Source organism: Gammaproteobacteria bacterium (genome assembly GCA_013817245.1).
In the GTDB taxonomy this organism is placed as follows: domain Bacteria; phylum Pseudomonadota; class Gammaproteobacteria; order HTCC5015; family HTCC5015; genus JACDDA01.
The window spans coordinates 90,594-109,649 of the sequence record JACDDA010000001.1; the positions used below are offsets into that span (position 1 = coordinate 90,594).

18 protein-coding genes are annotated in these 19,056 nt (G+C 39.0%); 1 reads left to right on the plus strand and 17 read right to left on the minus strand.

The window, feature by feature from the left end:
• Positions 1 to 101: 101 nt before the first annotated feature.
• From H0W44_00485 to H0W44_00505, 5 genes are all read right to left on the minus strand, one after another.
• A complete protein-coding gene (locus H0W44_00485) occupies positions 102 to 989 on the minus strand; it encodes a CBS domain-containing protein (protein MBA3580908.1) in 888 nt (295 codons plus the stop codon).
• A gap of 134 nt (positions 990 to 1,123) precedes the next feature.
• On the minus strand, positions 1,124 to 1,600 hold the full coding sequence (ybeY, locus tag H0W44_00490) for an rRNA maturation RNase YbeY (GenBank protein ID MBA3580909.1): 477 nt from the start codon (positions 1,598 to 1,600) through the stop codon (positions 1,124 to 1,126).
• Positions 1,593 to 2,585 (minus strand): PhoH family protein, encoded by a 993-nt coding sequence (locus H0W44_00495; GenBank protein MBA3580910.1) that lies wholly within the window; start codon positions 2,583 to 2,585, stop codon positions 1,593 to 1,595. The genes ybeY and H0W44_00495 overlap by 8 nt, the downstream gene beginning before the upstream one ends.
• A 30-nt stretch (positions 2,586 to 2,615) precedes the next feature.
• Positions 2,616 to 3,989, minus strand: a complete 1,374-nt coding sequence (gene miaB / locus H0W44_00500) for a tRNA (N6-isopentenyl adenosine(37)-C2)-methylthiotransferase MiaB (protein ID MBA3580911.1) — start codon at positions 3,987 to 3,989, stop codon at positions 2,616 to 2,618.
• Positions 3,990 to 4,037: 48 nt separating this feature from the next.
• Positions 4,038 to 5,393: an undecaprenyl-phosphate glucose phosphotransferase gene (locus tag H0W44_00505; protein ID MBA3580912.1), complete on the minus strand. Its 1,356-nt coding sequence runs from the start codon at positions 5,391 to 5,393 to the stop codon at positions 4,038 to 4,040.
• Between the two features lie 411 nt (positions 5,394 to 5,804).
• Between H0W44_00505 and H0W44_00510 the strand changes: the two genes are divergently transcribed.
• Entirely contained in the window at positions 5,805 to 6,725 is a 921-nt protein-coding gene (locus tag H0W44_00510; GenBank protein ID MBA3580913.1) for a glycosyltransferase family 2 protein, read from the plus strand.
• A gap of 181 nt (positions 6,726 to 6,906) precedes the next feature.
• Here the strand turns inward: H0W44_00510 and H0W44_00515 are convergent, their stop codons facing one another.
• The 12 genes from H0W44_00515 to H0W44_00570 all read right to left on the minus strand — a co-directional run bounded on the left by H0W44_00515 (position 6,907) and on the right by H0W44_00570 (position 18,764).
• Positions 6,907 to 8,085 carry a hypothetical protein gene (locus H0W44_00515; protein ID MBA3580914.1) on the minus strand — a complete coding sequence of 393 codons (1,179 nt, stop codon included), beginning with the start codon at positions 8,083 to 8,085 and terminating at the stop codon, positions 6,907 to 6,909.
• 5 nt (positions 8,086 to 8,090) lie between these two features.
• Positions 8,091 to 9,620, minus strand: a complete 1,530-nt coding sequence (locus H0W44_00520; GenBank protein ID MBA3580915.1) for an MBOAT family protein — start codon at positions 9,618 to 9,620, stop codon at positions 8,091 to 8,093.
• Between the two features lie 489 nt (positions 9,621 to 10,109).
• Positions 10,110 to 10,286, minus strand: coding sequence for an IS3 family transposase (locus tag H0W44_00525; protein MBA3580916.1), 177 nt, complete (start codon positions 10,284 to 10,286; stop codon positions 10,110 to 10,112).
• Between the two features lie 230 nt (positions 10,287 to 10,516).
• The gene (locus H0W44_00530) at positions 10,517 to 11,557 is read right to left on the minus strand and encodes an acyltransferase family protein (protein MBA3580917.1); all 1,041 of its coding nucleotides are present in this window, start codon (positions 11,555 to 11,557) and stop codon (positions 10,517 to 10,519) included.
• A gap of 219 nt (positions 11,558 to 11,776) precedes the next feature.
• The gene (locus H0W44_00535; protein MBA3580918.1) at positions 11,777 to 12,649 is read right to left on the minus strand and encodes a class I SAM-dependent methyltransferase; all 873 of its coding nucleotides are present in this window, start codon (positions 12,647 to 12,649) and stop codon (positions 11,777 to 11,779) included.
• Positions 12,646 to 13,077 carry a GtrA family protein gene (locus tag H0W44_00540; protein MBA3580919.1) on the minus strand — a complete coding sequence of 144 codons (432 nt, stop codon included), beginning with the start codon at positions 13,075 to 13,077 and terminating at the stop codon, positions 12,646 to 12,648. The genes H0W44_00535 and H0W44_00540 overlap by 4 nt, the downstream gene beginning before the upstream one ends.
• Positions 13,070 to 13,993 (minus strand): hypothetical protein, encoded by a 924-nt coding sequence (locus tag H0W44_00545; protein MBA3580920.1) that lies wholly within the window; start codon positions 13,991 to 13,993, stop codon positions 13,070 to 13,072. The genes H0W44_00540 and H0W44_00545 overlap by 8 nt, the downstream gene beginning before the upstream one ends.
• Positions 13,990 to 14,655, minus strand: coding sequence for an acetyltransferase (locus tag H0W44_00550; protein ID MBA3580921.1), 666 nt, complete (start codon positions 14,653 to 14,655; stop codon positions 13,990 to 13,992). The genes H0W44_00545 and H0W44_00550 overlap by 4 nt, the downstream gene beginning before the upstream one ends.
• Positions 14,656 to 14,661: 6 nt before the next feature.
• A complete protein-coding gene (locus H0W44_00555) occupies positions 14,662 to 16,530 on the minus strand; it encodes a DUF393 domain-containing protein (GenBank protein ID MBA3580922.1) in 1,869 nt (622 codons plus the stop codon).
• 2 nt (positions 16,531 to 16,532) lie between these two features.
• Positions 16,533 to 17,162 (minus strand): class I SAM-dependent methyltransferase, encoded by a 630-nt coding sequence (locus H0W44_00560; protein MBA3580923.1) that lies wholly within the window; start codon positions 17,160 to 17,162, stop codon positions 16,533 to 16,535.
• A complete protein-coding gene (locus tag H0W44_00565; protein MBA3580924.1) occupies positions 17,143 to 18,072 on the minus strand; it encodes a glycosyltransferase family 2 protein in 930 nt (309 codons plus the stop codon). The genes H0W44_00560 and H0W44_00565 overlap by 20 nt, the downstream gene beginning before the upstream one ends.
• A 2-nt stretch (positions 18,073 to 18,074) precedes the next feature.
• The gene (locus H0W44_00570; GenBank protein MBA3580925.1) at positions 18,075 to 18,764 is read right to left on the minus strand and encodes a WbqC family protein; all 690 of its coding nucleotides are present in this window, start codon (positions 18,762 to 18,764) and stop codon (positions 18,075 to 18,077) included.
• Positions 18,765 to 19,056 lie beyond the last annotated feature (292 nt).

Genomic DNA, 19,056 nt, shown 5'->3' on the forward strand with positions numbered 1-19,056 from the left:
TTAGGCACAAGCGCCGCACCGATAACAGCGAAAAAATAATTATTTTCAAAAATTTCAACACAGATAAGAACCCAACAAAAAGTAGTTAACTATTTTTAATTTTATTCAGGATTCACGTTTGCTGACGACAACAAACGGACTTCCAGTCTATGCAAACGCCGTGAATCTGCGCTTAAAACTTTAAATCGCATCGCGGCGTTATCAATATATTCACCACGTTTTGGCAAATGGCCAAATAAATTCGTGACCCAACCGCCAATGGTGTCCCATTCATCTTCATCAAATTCTGTTTTGAAGAATTCATTAAATTCATAAAGCTCAGTTAAGGCGTTCACAACGTAACGATGTTCCGCCAGTTTACGAATATTTAAATCTTCTTCAGTATCATGCTCATCATCAATATCACCCACAATGGTTTCGATGACGTCTTCAATGGTAATCAAACCCGATACACCACCATACTCATCAATCACAATGGCCATATGATTACGACTACTGCGAAATTCTTTTAACAAACTGATTAAGCGTTTACTTTCCGGCACAAAAATCGCCGGACGCATTACGTCACGCAATTCAAATTCACTTTCACGACCAACATACGCCAATAAATCTTTAGCTAACAAAATGCCTTCAACTTCATCTTTGCTATCGCCAATCACGGGGAAACGGGAATGGCCTGAGGGAGTGACAATGCCCAATAGTGCATGCAAATTAGCATCGTGATCCACCACCGTCATTTGTGAGCGCGGAATCATGATATCGCGCACTTGCTCGTCAGTGACTTCGAAGACGCCTTCCAACATCGCCAGCGTATAACCATCCAATACTTCGCGTTGCGCGGCGGCGCGCAAAATATCGAGCAATTCTTCTTTATCTTGGGGTTCAACACCCATCACTTGGCCGAGCCGGACTAACCAGCTACGTGCGGGAGGTTTTAGCTTAACAATAACAGGAGCTGCGAGGTTATTACTCGGGGGTATTTCATTCATGAGGGGTATCAAAATGCTGGTTACAGCACACTCTTATACATACTTTTGTGGGTTAATTTTGCCGTGTCACTGCGTCGCATGCAAGCATCATTCAGTGAAACATTCCTGTCATATTGCAAATAAATTTGCCTGCGCTATTCCGTTTCCACGTAGGGATTAGCAAAACCGCACGCCGCTAAGACCTGACATTCTAAATTTTCCATTTCGTCAGCGTCAGTGGCTTCTTCATGATCATAACCTTGTAAATGCAACAAACCATGCACCACCATATGCGCCCAATGCGCGGTTAGTGCTTTTTTTTGTTCCAGCGCTTCGCGCTGCACCACGGGCGCGCAAATAACGACATCGCCCAAAGGGCGCGATTCTAACTCTAGGTCGGATGGAATTTGCATAGGAAAAGACAAAACATTAGGCGCATACGCTTTGTGACGATATTGCTCATTAATAGCTGCCGCTTCTATTTCATCCACTATACGAATGGCCACATCCGCGATCACGGTGTCTTGATAAGCTGCTTGCGCCCATGCGGTTAACAGTGTCGCATCTGGAATATCTTTGGCTATGGAGACGATTTCGACATCAACCTGTAACACTGATGATGCCTTATTCATTTTTAGATTTTTTATTCGGCTTTTTTTGTTCTTCAAAACGTTCATACGCATCCACAATTCGCTGAACTAAGGGATGTCGCACTACATCTTTGCTATTAAAAAATACAAAACTAACTTGTTTTTCATCGCGCAAAATTTCAATCGCTTGTTTTAAACCCGACATTCGCGAAATAGGTAAATCAATTTGAGTAATATCACCGGTTACAACGGCAGTGGAGCCAAAACCAATCCGCGTTAAAAACATTTTCATTTGTTCGACCGTCGTATTTTGCGCTTCATCCAAAATAATAAAAGCATCATTTAACGTACGGCCGCGCATATACGCCAGCGGTGCAATTTCGATAACATTTTTTTCTACCAAACGCGCAACACGTTCAAACCCTAACATTTCATATAACGCGTCGTACATAGGCCGCAAATAAGGATCAATTTTTTGCGCTAAATCGCCTGGCAAAAAACCCAAGTGTTCACCTGCCTCAACCGCAGGACGTACTAATACTAAACGACGCACTCGTTCTTGTTCTAAAGCTTCCACGCCACATGCGACCGCTAAATATGTTTTGCCGGTGCCAGCAGGACCAATTCCAAATGTTAAATCGCTAGTTTGAATAGCGCGCACATATTCCAATTGATGCTCGCCACGTACTTCAATGGAACCGCGTCGCGATCGAATGGCAACACTGTCACCGCTGGCATTAGGCATTGATGATGCTTGTCCCGTATTATGCAAATGCAAATGAATATTCGCTGGCGTAATCGTTTCGTCTTCACTGATGCGGTAGAGTGTTTTTAATAATTCACGGGCAGAACCAATGTCTACTGTGGGTCCCGTTAATTTAAATCGGTGACCTTTATTATTAATTTGAATACCCATCCGTTGTTCAATTTGTCGCAAATGCTGATCAAATTGACCACAAAGATTTGCCAAACGAACATTGTCTTCGGGTTTAAGAATAAGATCTAAAGAATCTAATTTAGCGTTCAAGTGCTTTTTATATCCGTTACCAATTAAAAATTATGCGCTTACGCGCTGCTGAATAACACTGGTGGTAGGTGCTTGCGCCAATCCCACATAACGACCGCGCAGCGAGTTTGTTAAGGCGCGAGTGATTTCCACGTCCACAAACTGTCCGATCATACTGCTATCGCCGGCGAAATTAACGACGCGATTATTTTCCGTGCGACCCGCAAACTCTGTCGCATCTTTACGCGATGGTCGCTCTACTAAAATAGTTTCTACTGTCCCAATCATGGCATTACTAATCGCGTTGGTTTGTGCGGTGATTAACGCTTGCAGGCGCGCTAAGCGTTCGCGTTTTTCTTCGAACGGCACATCATCCGGCAAGTTGGCAGCTGGCGTACCCGGACGCGCACTATATATAAAGCTGTAAGAAAAATCGTAATTTAAATCTTCAATTAATTTCATGGTTGCCATAAAATCCATTTCCGTTTCACCCGGAAAACCGATAATAAAATCGGAAGACAAACTAATACCAGGGCGAATCTTACGTAATTTACGGATGGTGGCTTTATATTCTAATGCGGTATGGCCCCGTTTCATGGCCATTAAAATACGATCAGAGCCACTTTGTACTGGTAGATGCACATGATTTACTAGTTGCGGAATTTCCGCATAGGCTTGAATTAAATCATCGGTGAATTCAATCGGATGCGAGGTTGTATAACGAATCCGTGCAATGCCCGGAATAGCTGCAACATAATGCAATAATAAAGCGAAGCTGCATATTTCATTATCATGCATACGTCCACGATAACCATTTGCATTTTGACCTAATAAATTTACTTCGCGCACACCGTGTTCAGTTAGTTGCGCAATTTCCGCAATTACGTCGTCTAAAGGTCGACTGACTTCTTCGCCGCGGGTGTAAGGCACTACACAAAACGTACAGTACTTACTGCAACCTTCCATGATAGATACAAAAGCACTAGGCCCTTCGACGCGCGGCGCTGGCAAATAATCAAATTTTTCTATTTCGGGAAATGAGACATCTACCACCGGAATATTTTTTAATTTTATTGAATCATACATTTGCGGCAAGCGATGCAAAGTTTGCGGGCCAAATACCATGTCAACATACGGCGCACGATGACGCAATGACGCACCTTCTTGACTTGCAACACAACCGCCTACACCGATTACGATATTAGGATTTTTTTCTTTGAGTTCGCGCCAACGCCCCAAATCTGAAAATACTTTTTCTTGGGCTTTTTCGCGAATGGAGCAAGTGTTCATCAATAACACATCGGCTTCCGCTGGATCTTGCGTAACTTCCATTTGATGCGAATGATTGAGCACATCCAGCATTTTCGCTGAATCATACTCGTTCATTTGGCAACCATAGGTTTTAATATAAACTTTACGTGTCATAATTTATCTAATCGTTACAGAAAAAAGATCATGGAAACACCTGAGAATTTAATAGGCGTTTTTATGGACGAAACCTCGGAAGATGGTCATAACAATGATTTTAATATCAAACCACAGCGACCAATTCTCAATGTAATACAAATCACATTCGATGCGTTTTTGTAAGTCGGTATTGCCGCGCCAACCATTAATTTGCGCCCAGCCAGTAATGCCCGCTTTGACTAAATGTTTTTTCATATAGTCAGGAATTTCTTCTTTAAATTGATCAACAAAAATGGGGCGCTCTGGACGTGGACCCACAATTGACATATCGCCTTTCAACACATTAATAAATTGTGGTAATTCATCCAAACTCGTACGACGCAAAAAATGACCTAACGGTGTTGCACGTTGATCCCCGGATTTTGCCCAGACAGCACCACTGTTTTGTTCGGCATCAATCGGCATAGAGCGAAATTTCAACATATAAAAAGTTTTACCATTCCAACCCATACGTTCTTGACGATAAAAAATGGGGCCAGGAGAACTGCATTTTACTAGGAGGGCTAAAGCCATCATCAAAGGCGCAATAATTAATAATATCGTCGCCGCTAAGAGACGATCTTCTATTGCTTTAACCAATCGATTCACACCATCCATCGGTGTTACTGACAAATTCAACACCGGCATGCCAGCAACTTCACTGACTGAATGATTCAATAATTTAAAACCAAAAATATCCGGCACATAACGAATGTCGGCGGTGCAATGACGTAAATCATGCAGCACTTTTTTCAAACGTTCTTCTTCACTGAGCGATAATGCAATCCATACTTGATCCACATCAACACTGTGCTGTTCTAAAAAAGCGGGCACGCCTTCGTAACCACCAATTTGATTAATTTGCCAATGTGCAATCGATTCTAATAAATCATCGCCGCCAAACACCGCTTCAATACGGTAACCTGCCCATGGCGCTTGCATTAAATTGTCGATCACCACCTGCACACTTTCACCCGAGCCGATAACCACAATCCGGCGCTGATACCAGCCTAAACCGCGCGCCATAAATAACAATAAACGCAAACCCAAACGATAAAATATCAAACTAAACCAAGCCGTAATGCCCCAAAGACCAAACCAGACACGAGAATATTCGGCGTTAGTTTTAGTCACCACCGCCAAGACCATCGCCCCCAATAAAACCGCGCCCCAGGCACAAGTAACTATACGCAGCTCAGCCAACATTTGGCTGCCACGCCACGTCCGATACATCCCGGCCGGTGGGAAAATAATGACTGCCAATAAGACCACCAGCAAAACCGCGGGGCGATAGCTTGCGAATTCGAAACCTGAATCACCCAAATACAGCGTATAGGCCAGCCACGCAGCCAAAACCAGCATCAGCGGGTCCAGGACACGCATGCCATAAGTCAAAACCGCAGAATGATCGCGCAGACTCAAAAACGACTCCAGCTAATTGGGTTACCGCGCCTTTACAGCAGGGGGGCGACAAGGCGCTTATAGTAACAAATCACCTTGTAAATAGTAGCCTTGTTGTAAAAAAGGCTTTGAAATTCAGCAAGATATATGGTTTTTAAAGCTACTGCCCGATGATCCAAAACCCCTTTGGACATCAGTGACAAAGCGTTGTTAAACCGTGATCGATACAAATAATCAATAAACAATTCACAGCCCTGTTCGTAGACACCGCCACCGCTGAATTAACGCGAGCTCAACGCCTATTTAACCTCACCCACTCGTTTGTGTTTTAATACCACCGCCCTATTAAGAAAGCGGCACTTAAAAACTCACCTTACGGATCCAATGCATCCCATGAAGCCCGCTCCAACTTTTAGCCTGATTGTCCCCACGTTTAACGGCGAATCCTGTATCACACAATTACTCTCTAGCATTCAGCAGCAAACCATACAGCCCGACAAAATTGTAATCATTGATTCTTCTTCTGCCGACAAAACTGTATTGCTTGCTCAACAATTTACCACTCACATTGTCGTCATAGACCAAAAAGATTTTAATCATGGTGCCACGCGGAATCGTGCTATCGAACACACTAATAGCGATATCCTGGTCTACATGACCCAAGATGCTTATCTGACAAATGAATTTTCATTAGAGAATTTGCTCAAAGTCTTTGAAAATCCCAAAATCGCCGCCGCTTACGGCAGACAATTACCACGCCCTCAAGCAGGTCCTATAGAAGCACACCATCGCTTGTTTAACTATCCACCGCATTCACATATAAAAACGTATACCTCCAAAGAAAAAAGCAGTATTAAAGATGCTTTCATGTCCAATTCTTTTGCCGCGTATCGCAAACAAGCACTAAACAGCATTGGCGGATTTCCTAATGACGTGATTCTGGGCGAAGACATGTATGCAACTGCAAAACTACTACTCAATGGCCACAGCATTGCTTATGTCGCGGACGCCTTAGCAACACATTCACACGACTACAGTCTTATTCAGGAATTCAAACGTTATTTTGATATTGGCGTTTTTCATAGCCGCGAAAAATGGATAACGAATGCTTTCGGAAAATCAGAAGGAGAAGGTAAAAAATTTATCATTTCAGAATGTGGATTTTTATTACGAGCCCGCTCAATGCTTCTACTTGCGGCTGTCATTCGAAATATTTTAAAGTATGCCGCTTACCGATTAGGAGCAATTGAAAAATATATTCCTTCTTTAATTAACTCCAAACTAAGTATGCACCATGAATTTTTTAAAAAATAACCTCAACAATTATCGAGCCAAAAAATATAATGAACACCGCTAAAAGAATTTATTTAGCATGGTCCCCGCGTGACACAGAACTTTGAAATATGAACCAATGCAATATTGTCACGAACAAACATCATATTAAAATTGCATCATTATAAATCTAAGCGCACTACCAACTTACCGATAAAATATTTTATTTTTCATTTGTTCTATTTAAATAGGTTTTTATCTCATTGCCAATAAAAATAAAATTATAAGCCTTGGCCTTATAGTTAATATACTTAATATAATCATCTATATTTCTATCATTTAATCTATGCTTATAGCCATGCATCCATTCGAGCATAGCTACATTAAGCTGGGGACGGTAATGAATCGTATCTTTATAATTTGCAATATCATCTAAAAAATCGAGCTCATCAAAACCATACACAGAAACGTTCTTATGCCCGCTCGTTTTTTTAACAGCGTACCGTAATTGAGCCAAATAACGCGCATAGTAAGTCGGGTTTGTTTGAGCCCACATAGCATAATTTAAACGAGAATACGGCGGATAGTACAAATAAAACTGTACACCAGGGTGTTCTTTAATAAATCGCATAACATATTGATCAAAACAAGCTTGATCCTCCAGCTCCTGTCGAGCTAACTCGGTTTCATTTATTTGTGGAACACCTGATGTTTGTACGCGATCTGCATTCTCAACAATAGTTTTAAAGGCCTCTTGAATTTGCCAATTATTTTTAGCTGAAAACCAATTATTTATGCCGCCAAACCGTTCGCTATGGCTTTTGTCACTTGCCCACTCCGCCAAAGTATCTAAGGGCTTTAATTGCAGACAAACATCATGTTCTTTTAAAGAAGGGAAAACCTTGCTATCACAGGTTAGGTATGACAAATATTTATTGCCGCCGTAAACCTTAATATCATCAAACGCATAATCATTATACAAATATCGATAACTACCTACTGGATAACTGGCAGAATACTCATCTATTTTCGCATAACCATCCATTGAAATAATAACGTTGTTAATTTTTTTATGCTTAAATAAAAAATCCAAAATCAAAGCACGCTCTGACAAAAAAGAAGCATCGGCGGCTAAATTTACAAACCGCCCACCCCATAACTTTTCAGCATCTTTGGGATAAAAGTTGGCAGCGTGGCTTGTACCAATAATAATAGAATCAAATTCGGCATGCCTTATAATACCTGCGGCCTGCACTCGCAAGTCGCGAATAAAATATTCACCTCGCACCCACGGCGGATGAAATATCTGCAAAGGATCTACGATATAAAACATCAAGTGCTTGACTGAATATAAAATCAGCACACCCAAAAAAAATGAAATAAGATATTTTTTATGGCTCATATATATCAAAAATTAAAGTACAGAAACTCAGTCTCTTTGGAGAGTCCAAAAATTGCCCACACAAATAAAATCATAATAAAATATGCATATTTGGAAGATGGCTGCCAAACAAAACGGCTTCCTTTTCCCTCAAAATCTAGAGCTGGTTTTTGATTTCTCATGAATTCATATACATTAGGGAAACACCAAACTAATACTAATAATACAAGAATCCATTTCGCCGCAAGTTTTCCGGAAATTATTTCATTGGCGAAAAAATCTCCTGCCTGCACGCCCATTGCATTAAAAACATGAAGCGGAATATGGCTAGCGGTTATAATCTTATTCGATAACACTATACCATTCATGCCAATCATAGATTTTAATATTGAAAGCGCAACACTCCATGACTCTGCTCTAAAGAAAACCCATCCAATAACCACACAGAGAAAAGTCAGAGCGCCACTCAACCAACTTAAATGAAGGGTAACATTGAACGTCTGTTTCAAAGAGCGCCATAAATGGTTTATGATTAAATAAAAACCGTGAAGCATACCCCAGATTAAAAAGGTTAACCCGGCTCCGTGCCACAACCCTCCTAATAACATTGTTATAAATAAATTAAAATAACGTCTCACCACCCCGCGACGATTACCGCCAAGAGGAAAATACAAGTAGTCGCGCAGATATCTAGATAAAGTAATATGCCAGCGATGCCAAAAATCTATAATACTGCTAGCTTTGTAAGGCGATAGAAAATTAATAGGCAACAAAACACCAAACATTCGAGCCAATCCAACGGCCATATCTGAATACCCAGAAAAATCAAAATAAAGTTGTAACGTATAAGCTAAAGCACCCGCCCATGCCTCATATAGTGTTAAAACAACTCCGCTTTCTGCGGCTTCAAATATAGGGGTAGCATAAACAGACACCCCATCTGCCAGCACTACTTTTTTAAATAACCCTATAACAAATATTGTCAACCCAATCGAAAAATGCTCTGAACTCCATTTGTATACAGCACTATTAAAAAATTGCGGCAATAATTCTTTATGATGAACAATCGGTCCAGCAATTAACTGGGGGAAAAATAAAACAAACAAGCAATAGTGCAAAAAATTATATTCTTTAGTTTGGCCATGATACGCATCTACAAGATAAGCTATCTGCTGAAATGTAAAAAAAGATATTGCCAATGGCAACATTATATCTTTGATAAAAAAATCAGTGCCATATACTTGGTTGAATTGCTCAATCATGAAATTCGTATATTTAAAATAACCTATCAATGCTAAATTGAGCGTGATACCAATGATAAGATAAATCTTCTTTATATAAGACTTATGGAGTATCTGGCTCAATTTGTAATTAATGCTCATGGAGCCAATGATCAAAAGACTATATATTGGATTCCACCAAGCATAAAATATCAGCGACATAGCTACTAACCATAAAAGAGCTGCCGTTTGTCCCCAGTAACGAGCTGAACCAAAGTATCCAACTAATACAATTGGTAAATAACAGAATATGAATATGTATGAATTAAACAGCACGTGCTTTCCTAGAAATTAATTATTGCAAAAAAATCGATGTGAATTAAATCCACGCTCACACAAGCTATGTCCAAACAAACATTCTATGTCCAAACAAACATTATTAAATAACAAAATAATTTAAAAAGTATTAATGCATTTTGGTCAAAATCACATTGCCTGTAATTCACATTATGCATCTCCGAACAAATAGTAGAAACAGGACGTAGATCTTTTAACTTGCTTGAAAATGTTTTACACAATATATTTTTAGATATTCAAAATAGTGTTCGGAAGCCCGTAATAGGTGCCGTTTCTTTTAATTGCTAAATTGCCTCACGTTGCCCTATCTTTTGATCTGAGAAGCCAAGAAGCCATGGAAAAAGGAGCTAACGTAAATACTCCTAGACTATAAAGGCGATAAGACATATTCGAAGAAGGATTTGCTAACATAAGCCAAATTGCTTCAAATGGGAAAGCGTTATTTTACTCTGGATCGCTCCTGAATCTCTAGGCACTCTGCTGTTTCAAAAAATAATCCTTTTCAAATTCCATCGGTGATAAGTCAGTGTAGTTACTATGCCGCGTAGTGGAATTATAAAATAGCTCATTATAATTATATATATCGCACTTTGCCTTCGCACGGGTTTTATATACTTTTCGATGGATACATTTGCGCTTAAGCAACCCAAAAAAACTTCTACGCCAGCATAGCCCCAACAGTTACCTTTGTCACTCATCCGCGCCGCAAAGTTATGCGGCTTCAGCCATTCAGCAATCGGTAACAGGCTGCATTTTTACATACAACCAAGCCTACCATATGACAGAAAACCGACATGGCAACAGTCGCCAAATAACCGGAAAACATCAAACGAGCCCGCATTACATTTAAATAATACGGGCCACTTAATACTTAATCAGGGAGCCAACAAACTCTTCAAATATGACAATCTTAAGATATAAATAAAAAACCAAGAAAGCAGAAAAACTCCGACCGCGCGACATAAAAAAACAAAAACGGCAAAATGCCCACTAAAAGAATGTTCCATGCCCGCTGTATACCCATCAACAATCATAACTAAAAACAAATGAATAAAATAAATTCCAAAACTACACTGTGCTGCGGAATTTACAAAACGAGTTATTTTTTTATTTTCTACATTTTTTATAAGTATGGCCAAAACAAACATGCCAATAGCCATAAAAACAATGCCGGGGGAAAAGTTATCGTAATATGCCGGCACCAATTGTCTAGAAGGCATACTCTCCACCGCTGTTCCAATCACCGTTATCAAATAACCTACCACCAATAAAAAAACTGCTTGTGGGTTACGGAGTTCAATTTTTTTTGAGCCGAGCAAGTGGCCAAGCATATAATAACCAACATAGCCAATGACCATTCCAGGGACACCCATTACACTTACATTAAAATAGTGCTTAACCAGCATTCCAATCGACGAAAATAAGAACCATAACACCAAAAAATAGATAACAACCTTATCATCCGAAAACCTGACTAGCACTCGAAGAAAGGGTGTCACTAAATACAACCCAATCAAAAAATAGATAAACCACAAATGAAAATAGCTAGGAGTCCAAGCTATACTAAAAAAACCGATGATCGACAGCGGTTTTTCATTGCCTAGATATCCTGAAAATACTATGTACATCAAAGACCAGCCTATTAAAGGCACAATGATTTTTTTTAGCTTCCTCGGAATATCAGAAAACACATCAGACTCATGATCAAGTAACGCCAAATACCCACTAACCATAAAAAAAATAGGCACTGAAACCTGAGCAAATGAATTCATTAAGTGCCCCGACCACCAAATATTCCTCATGTTTTCGGTGTACACATACAAACATTGACAGACTATATGTATAACTATTACGCCGAATATGGCTCCAACACGCAGGCAATCAACCCAGAAAAATCTTCCATCCGTGTTTTTCATAAAATATATTGACCTTTAAAAAATGCTTTGCTATGACTTTGAAATGCGCGCATTCCAAATTAAATTCTTCAATAAAATGCCTTCAACTCATGAGATTTGCATGCCTCAATGATTGAGGCAATTTTACCCTATCAGTAGCACTGAATTTATTAGACCACTACAGGTCTTAAAAAATAACCAGCAAAAAACATAACATGTTTGACTTTAAAGAAAAAACAGTTAAATTTTCTTTGCAACGACCAATCTAGAGCCACCTATCGGAAAATTAAATCCTTTTTTGATTAATGCCAATTCCAAGCTCAGCATTCTAAAAAATAATGAATTTAACCAATGAGAAATTTTTAATTCAGAAGTTGCGTCAAACTTTTCTTTAGACGCCCTTTTCTGCACAATTCTAGAAACCAACATGGCAGGTAGCAAGGAAGTTACGAATGATGTGCTTCTTATAATATGGAATCCTGCTGCCGTTATTTTAGCGTGTATATCTAACGCAGAATAACGCCGCACATGGCACGCATATTCGTCGACAGGGCTCCACAGCCATGCATGTTGCGGTACCGTCAGCAACATATAACCTTCAGGCCGCAATGCCGTATGCACTTGCGCTAAAGTGCGTTCATCCTCTTCAATGTGCTCCAGAACATCGAAAGCTCCAATAACATCAAATTCTTCTTCAAAAGGAATATTTCTTGCATCCATCTGCATAAAATTGACAGATGGTAATCTCGCCGCTGCAAACGCAAGGCCATCTATAAAAATTTCGCTTCCTGAGATTGTTGAGTGGGGAAATTGTTTGGATATTCCAGATAAAACATATCCAGTACCACATCCAATTTCAAGAAAAGATTTGAAATTTTTGCAATACTTTTCGAGCCCCCAAAGAATTAATCTATTTCTAGCTTGAAACCAAAAATTAGCTTCTTCTAACCGGGCCAATTCTGAAAAATAACTTGATTTAAATCCACCTCCGGCATGGGCCGAATCAGGAGCATAAGCATGAAAACCATTCATAAGAATCGGCTTAAATTTGCAACTTGGACAAGCAACCATGGGCATGGCGTAATGCTCATTACAAGCGAGACAACGCTTCATTTCCTTTCCTTATTTAAAATATTTAAGTCAGGAAAAACAAAAAACTTAAAGCCAAGAAAAAGCAAAATAGCTACAACAAAAATTGCAATTGCCTGAACCCATTGATGAGCATATCCAAGTTTATCAACCATTATGATAAGCATTGCAAGATTAATAAGATATCCAAAGCAGTGTACAACAGAGTAGCGAAATCCTGTTTCTAACAAATCACCTGTATATTTAAATGTTAATTTACGATTTCCAACAAAACCCATGCCAGCGCCCACTATATACAAAATAGTCATAGTTATCTTCGGCGAAGCCCCAAAATAAGTTATTAACAAATAAATTATATAGCCCGCAAAGTTGCTTACTATTCCCACCAGACCATAGTGAAATAATTGTTTAACGGAGTTTTGTTTTTTAGCAAAAATAAATATATCATCCATATACTAACAGAGCCAAACCAAATCCCGTTTTACCATACCCATTTCCGTTATAGAGCATGTATCGTTCGCCTTTATGATCAAACACAAAAGGATATTCAATCATTTCAGAGTCCCATCCATCAGCGGAAACATCAATGCCTACCGCATCCAATGCCAAATTCCATTTTTCTCCATCCTTACAAACCGCGTATCCAATGCGATATTTTGCTCCTATACCACTACGGTAAGAAAACCACATTTCATAGCCTATTTCTATATTTCCCAGCACCGTAGGTCTTGAAAATGCTTGCGCTCTTCCCAGCTCATAAGGAACAGCTAAGCCTTCACGATTCCAAGTATGTCCGTCCACAGAGGAAGCATATTGGATAACATGTAACATTTCTCCATTGCCTGCATCCCACGTTATCGTTGAGCCGTACCACATACTGTAGCTTTTCTCGTCTTGCTTTTTCACCCATGGATAAGAAAGGCTTATAGGATCAACATTGTCAGAAGTCATGAAAGGATATTCGGAATCTAGCTCTAAGCTGAGATCAGAGTGCACAATAAGTCGGCCTATATCGCCCCGCCAATGTCCATCTTTAGGATTTTGCCATCCCATAAAAAGCATATACTGTACGCCGTTCGCTTCATAACAATTGCCAATGCTTATCCCATCGCGATAGAAGCTTCCTTCTGATCCATGCTCAAAAAATGGATTCCTGTGCTCCTGAATAACTTTTCGACTCACAATATCAATATCAACAGCACCGACTGAAGATCTGTTGTCAGCATCTCTACCGCTAAAAAAAATACGATAAACGTCTTTTTCAATAAAAACTGCTAAAGGATTTGCAGCATGTGATAAAAGCTTAGGATGTCTATTAGCACCAAAAGGACAATAAAGTAAGCCGATTTTTTGCCACCGTCTTTTCATATTTTTTTTAGCTTCGTGCTCGGCATAAGTGAACGGTTACTTGCTGTCCCGATGTAAAGCCCATCTGGTTCGGCATCAGCTAATAACAATGCGCCTGCACCAATTACACATCGATCACCGATCGTGATGTGATCACGTAACGTTGCATTTACGCCAATAAAGCATTGTTCTCCAATCTCCACACCACCAGAAACAACTACGTGTGAAGCAATAAAACAGTGATCTTTTATAGTAGAGTGATGACCTATATGATTACCACTCCATAGCGTAACGTTATTACCTATAGTAACAAATGGTTGTATCGTGTTATCTTCAAAAATAAAACAGTTCTCTCCAATGCAATTGGCATCCAAAATAGTGGCACGAGAACTAATATAGCTGGCCGAACGATATCCCAGTGCCTTCACGGCTAAATATTTTTCTTTTCTCACAGAGTTTAATTTAGAGTAACTGAGCGCTACAAAAACTTCATATTGGTCAGGAGAAAAGCGAGTGACGACCTCTTCAAAAGGAATTACTGGAAGGTCACAGAAAATTGGTTCCGTTAAATACGCGGCATCAACAGTAAAAGCAACAACTTGGTATTGCGAATCAGAACTAAAATAAAAGTGCGCAAGTTGCGCAATTTCACCAGAACCAAATATTACCAAATTTTTTTTCATCACCTATTAACCTGCGTGATCGACTAAATATATAACTGTGCACCGATCCACAGTGCTAGTCTTTAAATATTTATTTTTGACCAACAACTCCCAATCAGGTAAAGCTTGAAATTTTTGCGTATATTTAAAGGTATATAAACCAGATTTAGCCTGTTTTGCACTAAGATAGACTTTACTCAGATATGTGATCTTATCTTCCCATATTTCAAATTGACATATATCGGAGCCGATAGTGGCTCTTCGAAACTGCAATGTATGGCCAAAATAGATACGATCAGATTTGTGCATATTTAACCGCGAACCTTCATCTGTAAATAATGGTACGCGTTCCTTAAAATCTAGACTAACTAACGTGAACCAATTTTCAGCCATTCTTAAATCAGTATGATTAAATACATTAATCGGTGCTATACCATAATAATGCGCGGCCTCCCCTCTCGCATTAGCTTGACTATTAAATCCAAGATAAGGCATCGGTATCGTTAAAAAGTAAAAAACCGTTAACGTCATCACATGCAAAATTACTACACTTGTCACTTTAGAACGACTATAGGATCTAGTAGAAGTTCTAATAAGTTTTTTTCTTGGTAACTCACAAATGCCAAATAATTCTAGTCTACGTTTGGCAATGAACCGATACATTACTGGGCCAATTTTCAATGCTTTTCCGAGAAGCAGAAGGGGTAATAAAGGCCACAATAAAACCAATGATTTAGACAGCTGAATATAAAAATCATATCCGTACGTAAGCGTAGCCTTGTCTTCAATAAGACCATAAAGTTCCGTAAGTGATTGATCTCTTGTGATGCCATGACTCATGAGAATGTCTTGATTAGTAGAGGCTGGCTTTAATTTAACGATTCCAAAAACATCAATGAATGTCACTACCTGAACAGTCTTGTCACACAAATTACAGCGGTCATCATAAAAAATTTGAATCGACTTATTTGCATTTAATCCAAGAGTAGACCAAAAAATAGCAGCCCATAAAACAAACTCAATCTCTGCTAGAGATCCCAAATTCAATACAAAGAACGACAGTGAAAAAAATAAAATTCCAAAAATAACTATATAAGCACGAAAAATTCCACCCAAAATAACAAAGGGTAAAATCAATGCATACCAAGGCATTATAGACCACAGCGATATTTTGCCTAAATAAGTAAAATTTTCACTGGATGAAAAAAACACGATTAATTGTGCATACCATGATGACATGAAATTATTAGTTAATAGTAAAGGGCCCGCCACGCCGGTTGTCCACGCAGGTTCATTTAAATGTATAGCAAGCGAATACATGCAAAGAGCCCAATAACTTATGACTGCCCCAAATTTTGCTAACGCTATTTGTTCCGGAGTGGGGTCTCCTTCGTAATAAAACAAAAAATATTTGCTCTTCGGTACGAATTTAAGAATTTTTGCATCCAAAGAAATGTACTTGCCTGCATTTGTAAGTAACAATAAAAGAGAAACCATCGCGGCGATATCATTCCCCAATGTTGATTTTTCAACTACCTGGTCTCCTATTTGCCACATCCCCGCCATCAAAAATATGAATGCCCATTGAGTAAATAAACCCAATACCAAACATATTCCGCCAATTAATTCAGCGATACTCCATAGACCAACAGGAGAAAAATATTCAGAGGGAAGCAGGAATTGAAGAACAAAAAGACTCCTGATTACTAAAATGCCCCCGAATATGATTCTTAACAAAGCAAATTTATTATGCTCGTACCCAGAAACGCTTAAAAATACTCTCTTGGCAAGATATTCACCCAACTTCAACATCACGTTAGATAAAGGCGCACAATAACGAATGGCTAAATAGGATAGGACTAAAGTTAAAATAAAAAATATCAGTGCTTCATTCATGCTCATTTCCTTACGAGTATCGTGAATTCATATAATTCATAATCATGCAATAGAGCGACGTTACGAGAATAGCGTCTTTTACAAAAATCAAAAATAATACAAGGATCGGCGTAGTATAAATAGTCGCGCATTTTATTTTTATCAGAATAAGAAGTTAAACAGTTGAAAGAAAAACCAATACGACTGGTTTTATCGAGCACATCAAGAGTATCTTCTAGATAAGACCGCCATTCGTTGTCGGGTCTTTCCAAACGAACATTAAATATCCCACTCGCTATGCCGTAATCCGCAATTTCATCAGGATTACCAGACAACACAAACCGAGCATTAGACTTATTTTTATAACGCTGTTCGGCTGCTTGAATCATACTATCGGAGACGTCAATTCCAGAATAAGAGAAGTGTTGATATTTACACGCAAGATAATCATATAGTGCGCCATAGCCGCATCCAAGATCATTTATTGAAAATGGGTGGGTTGCATCAATAATTTTGCATAACTGCGCAAAACGTAACGTTTGACTTTCTTCTCCATTCCAATCAACTCCGCATGGGGTTTCTCCATGCTGAGTAAATTTAGTGCTGTAGTAATCAGCAATCTCTGCCAATAGATCAATTTGTGTTTTTTGCATAAATTTGCTTCACAATAGTATAAGGACGCTGTTTTATTTCAGAAAATATTTTTGAAAGATAAATGCCAACCACCCCTATAAAAGAAATAATCATACCGCCTAACAACCAGATTGAAGCCATAACAGACGTCCAGCCGCTTAATGGTCGCGCAAGAAAAATCCAGTTAATTGTTAAGTAAGCGATATAGGTACTTGCAATTAGACAAATAGATAAACCGATATAAAAAATGCCAACTAAAGGAACATTACTAAATGAAGTAACTGAATTAACTAACAATGACATTTTCCTACGAAGAGTATAAGTAGTTTCACTTGTACTGTGCTTTTTCACAATGTAAGGACATTGCTCAAAGCCAGTGATGTGCCAGAGCCCAGCCATAAAGACCTCTCTTTCTTTATGGAGCAACAAAGCATCAACATAACGGCGAGTCATCAGTCGAGCAGTCACAATATTTTCTGGCAAGGCTATACCTGTAAGAATTTTGAAGAAACGATAAAACCACTGACCACTCCAGCGCTCGAACCAACCACCCTTGCGCTTTTCTTGAATACCATATACAACATCACAATGTTGATTTTGCATTTTTTTGGCGAAGACAATCAAACACTCGGGCTCTTCTTCCAAATCGCTATCAAGCAGTAATATCCAATCTCCTTTCGCATGCGCAAGTCCCGTCATCATTGCTTTATGATGTCCAAAATTACGCGACAGATCAACAACAACAACATGAATGTCACTATCAACGAGTTGCACCGCAAGGTTCAGGCTGTTATCAGGCGAGCCATCGTTTACTAAAACAATTTCATAATCTTCATTTGCTAACTGTTTAGCTACAGCACTCGTTCGCTGATAAAATTCATTGAGGTAAGGTGCTGATTGGTAAAGCGTTGCAACAATAGAAAGCCTCATAACTACACGTATCTCATATAGTGGCGCGCATCTTTCCCGCAATTAAAGAGCAAGTCTAAAATCGTAACGCCATGAGTAAACTCACCCCAAAGCTGGGGATATTCACGATACCCAGCATAATCAAACCAAGTCAATGTAATACCCCTATCAGCAAACAGTTGCTCTTCAACATAACCTTTGGCTGCAGGACCGGAAATATATTCTGCACCGCCTGCCTGCACACATAAGTCAACTAAACGCTCTGTTTTACCTTCCAATAAAGAATATTCACATGAGTCAGTAATCTTAGTAGTTATACTCAAGTAAGTACAAATAGCCTCAATAAAATGGCGATTGAGTTGAGATAGATGAGTGTAAGACCCTGTCATATAAAGTGGCTCTAACCATGCTGCAATTTCATCAAAATGTGGTGCGCGCTTATAGTTCTGCAACAACGCTTTCCAATGCGCTCCCGCCCATTCCAGACCATCGATCTCAGTTTCTCGAATTTTTTGGTAGTATTTACCTTTAACCATAACAGGCACAGTAAGCCACTGCACTCCCTGTGGAGTTTTAATTTGATTGCGATTGCGCCAGTCACGCCGTGTATATTGCATGTCATCGTACAAAATAAATTCGTCCACAGCCGCGATCAAATCGAAATATCCTTTCCAGGGAATATAATTAGATTGTAAAATTGCGATTTTTTTCATTCGGATCATTTTTCACTTTAAAATTTTTTATTTTCCATTTACGGAACTATAATTTCACTATGCCAGAGAAACTAATTTCGCATCATGACGAAATGATGCTTCACTTTAAATATATAATACAACCTGGAAAGGCTTTAAAATTAATTCGCATTCCTTATTAAAGAATTAACATACCGTTATGAATAATTTGAAAGCTCTGCATGTAATCAATATTAAAATGTAATATGTCTAGTAAGTTTTACATTCTTCTTAAAAGAATAAATTTGACTTGTAATGCGTAACTTTAGTCAAT

Bases quoted from the DNA above. Each gene is read 5' to 3' on its own strand.
- H0W44_00565 (MBA3580924.1), bottom strand. From the start codon at position 18,072: ATGAGGCTTTCTATTGTTGCAACGCTTTACCAATCAGCACCTTACCTC.
- H0W44_00530 (MBA3580917.1), bottom strand. From the start codon at position 11,557: ATGAAAAACACGGATGGAAGATTTTTCTGGGTTGATTGCCTGCGTGTT.
- H0W44_00540 (MBA3580919.1), bottom strand. From the start codon at position 13,077: ATGGATGATATATTTATTTTTGCTAAAAAACAAAACTCCGTTAAACAA.
- H0W44_00485 (MBA3580908.1), bottom strand. From the start codon at position 989: ATGAATGAAATACCCCCGAGTAATAACCTCGCAGCTCCTGTTATTGTT.
- H0W44_00510 (MBA3580913.1), top strand. From the start codon at position 5,805: ATGAAGCCCGCTCCAACTTTTAGCCTGATTGTCCCCACGTTTAACGGC.
- H0W44_00560 (MBA3580923.1), bottom strand. From the start codon at position 17,162: ATGCAAAAAACACAAATTGATCTATTGGCAGAGATTGCTGATTACTAC.
- H0W44_00505 (MBA3580912.1), bottom strand. From the start codon at position 5,393: ATGCGTGTCCTGGACCCGCTGATGCTGGTTTTGGCTGCGTGGCTGGCC.
- ybeY (MBA3580909.1), bottom strand. From the start codon at position 1,600: ATGAATAAGGCATCATCAGTGTTACAGGTTGATGTCGAAATCGTCTCC.
- miaB (MBA3580911.1), bottom strand. From the start codon at position 3,989: ATGACACGTAAAGTTTATATTAAAACCTATGGTTGCCAAATGAACGAG.
- H0W44_00550 (MBA3580921.1), bottom strand. From the start codon at position 14,655: ATGAAAAAAAATTTGGTAATATTTGGTTCTGGTGAAATTGCGCAACTT.
- H0W44_00545 (MBA3580920.1), bottom strand. From the start codon at position 13,993: ATGAAAAGACGGTGGCAAAAAATCGGCTTACTTTATTGTCCTTTTGGT.
- H0W44_00570 (MBA3580925.1), bottom strand. From the start codon at position 18,764: ATGAAAAAAATCGCAATTTTACAATCTAATTATATTCCCTGGAAAGGA.
- H0W44_00515 (MBA3580914.1), bottom strand. From the start codon at position 8,085: ATGAGCCATAAAAAATATCTTATTTCATTTTTTTTGGGTGTGCTGATT.
- H0W44_00535 (MBA3580918.1), bottom strand. From the start codon at position 12,649: ATGAAGCGTTGTCTCGCTTGTAATGAGCATTACGCCATGCCCATGGTT.
- H0W44_00555 (MBA3580922.1), bottom strand. From the start codon at position 16,530: ATGAATGAAGCACTGATATTTTTTATTTTAACTTTAGTCCTATCCTAT.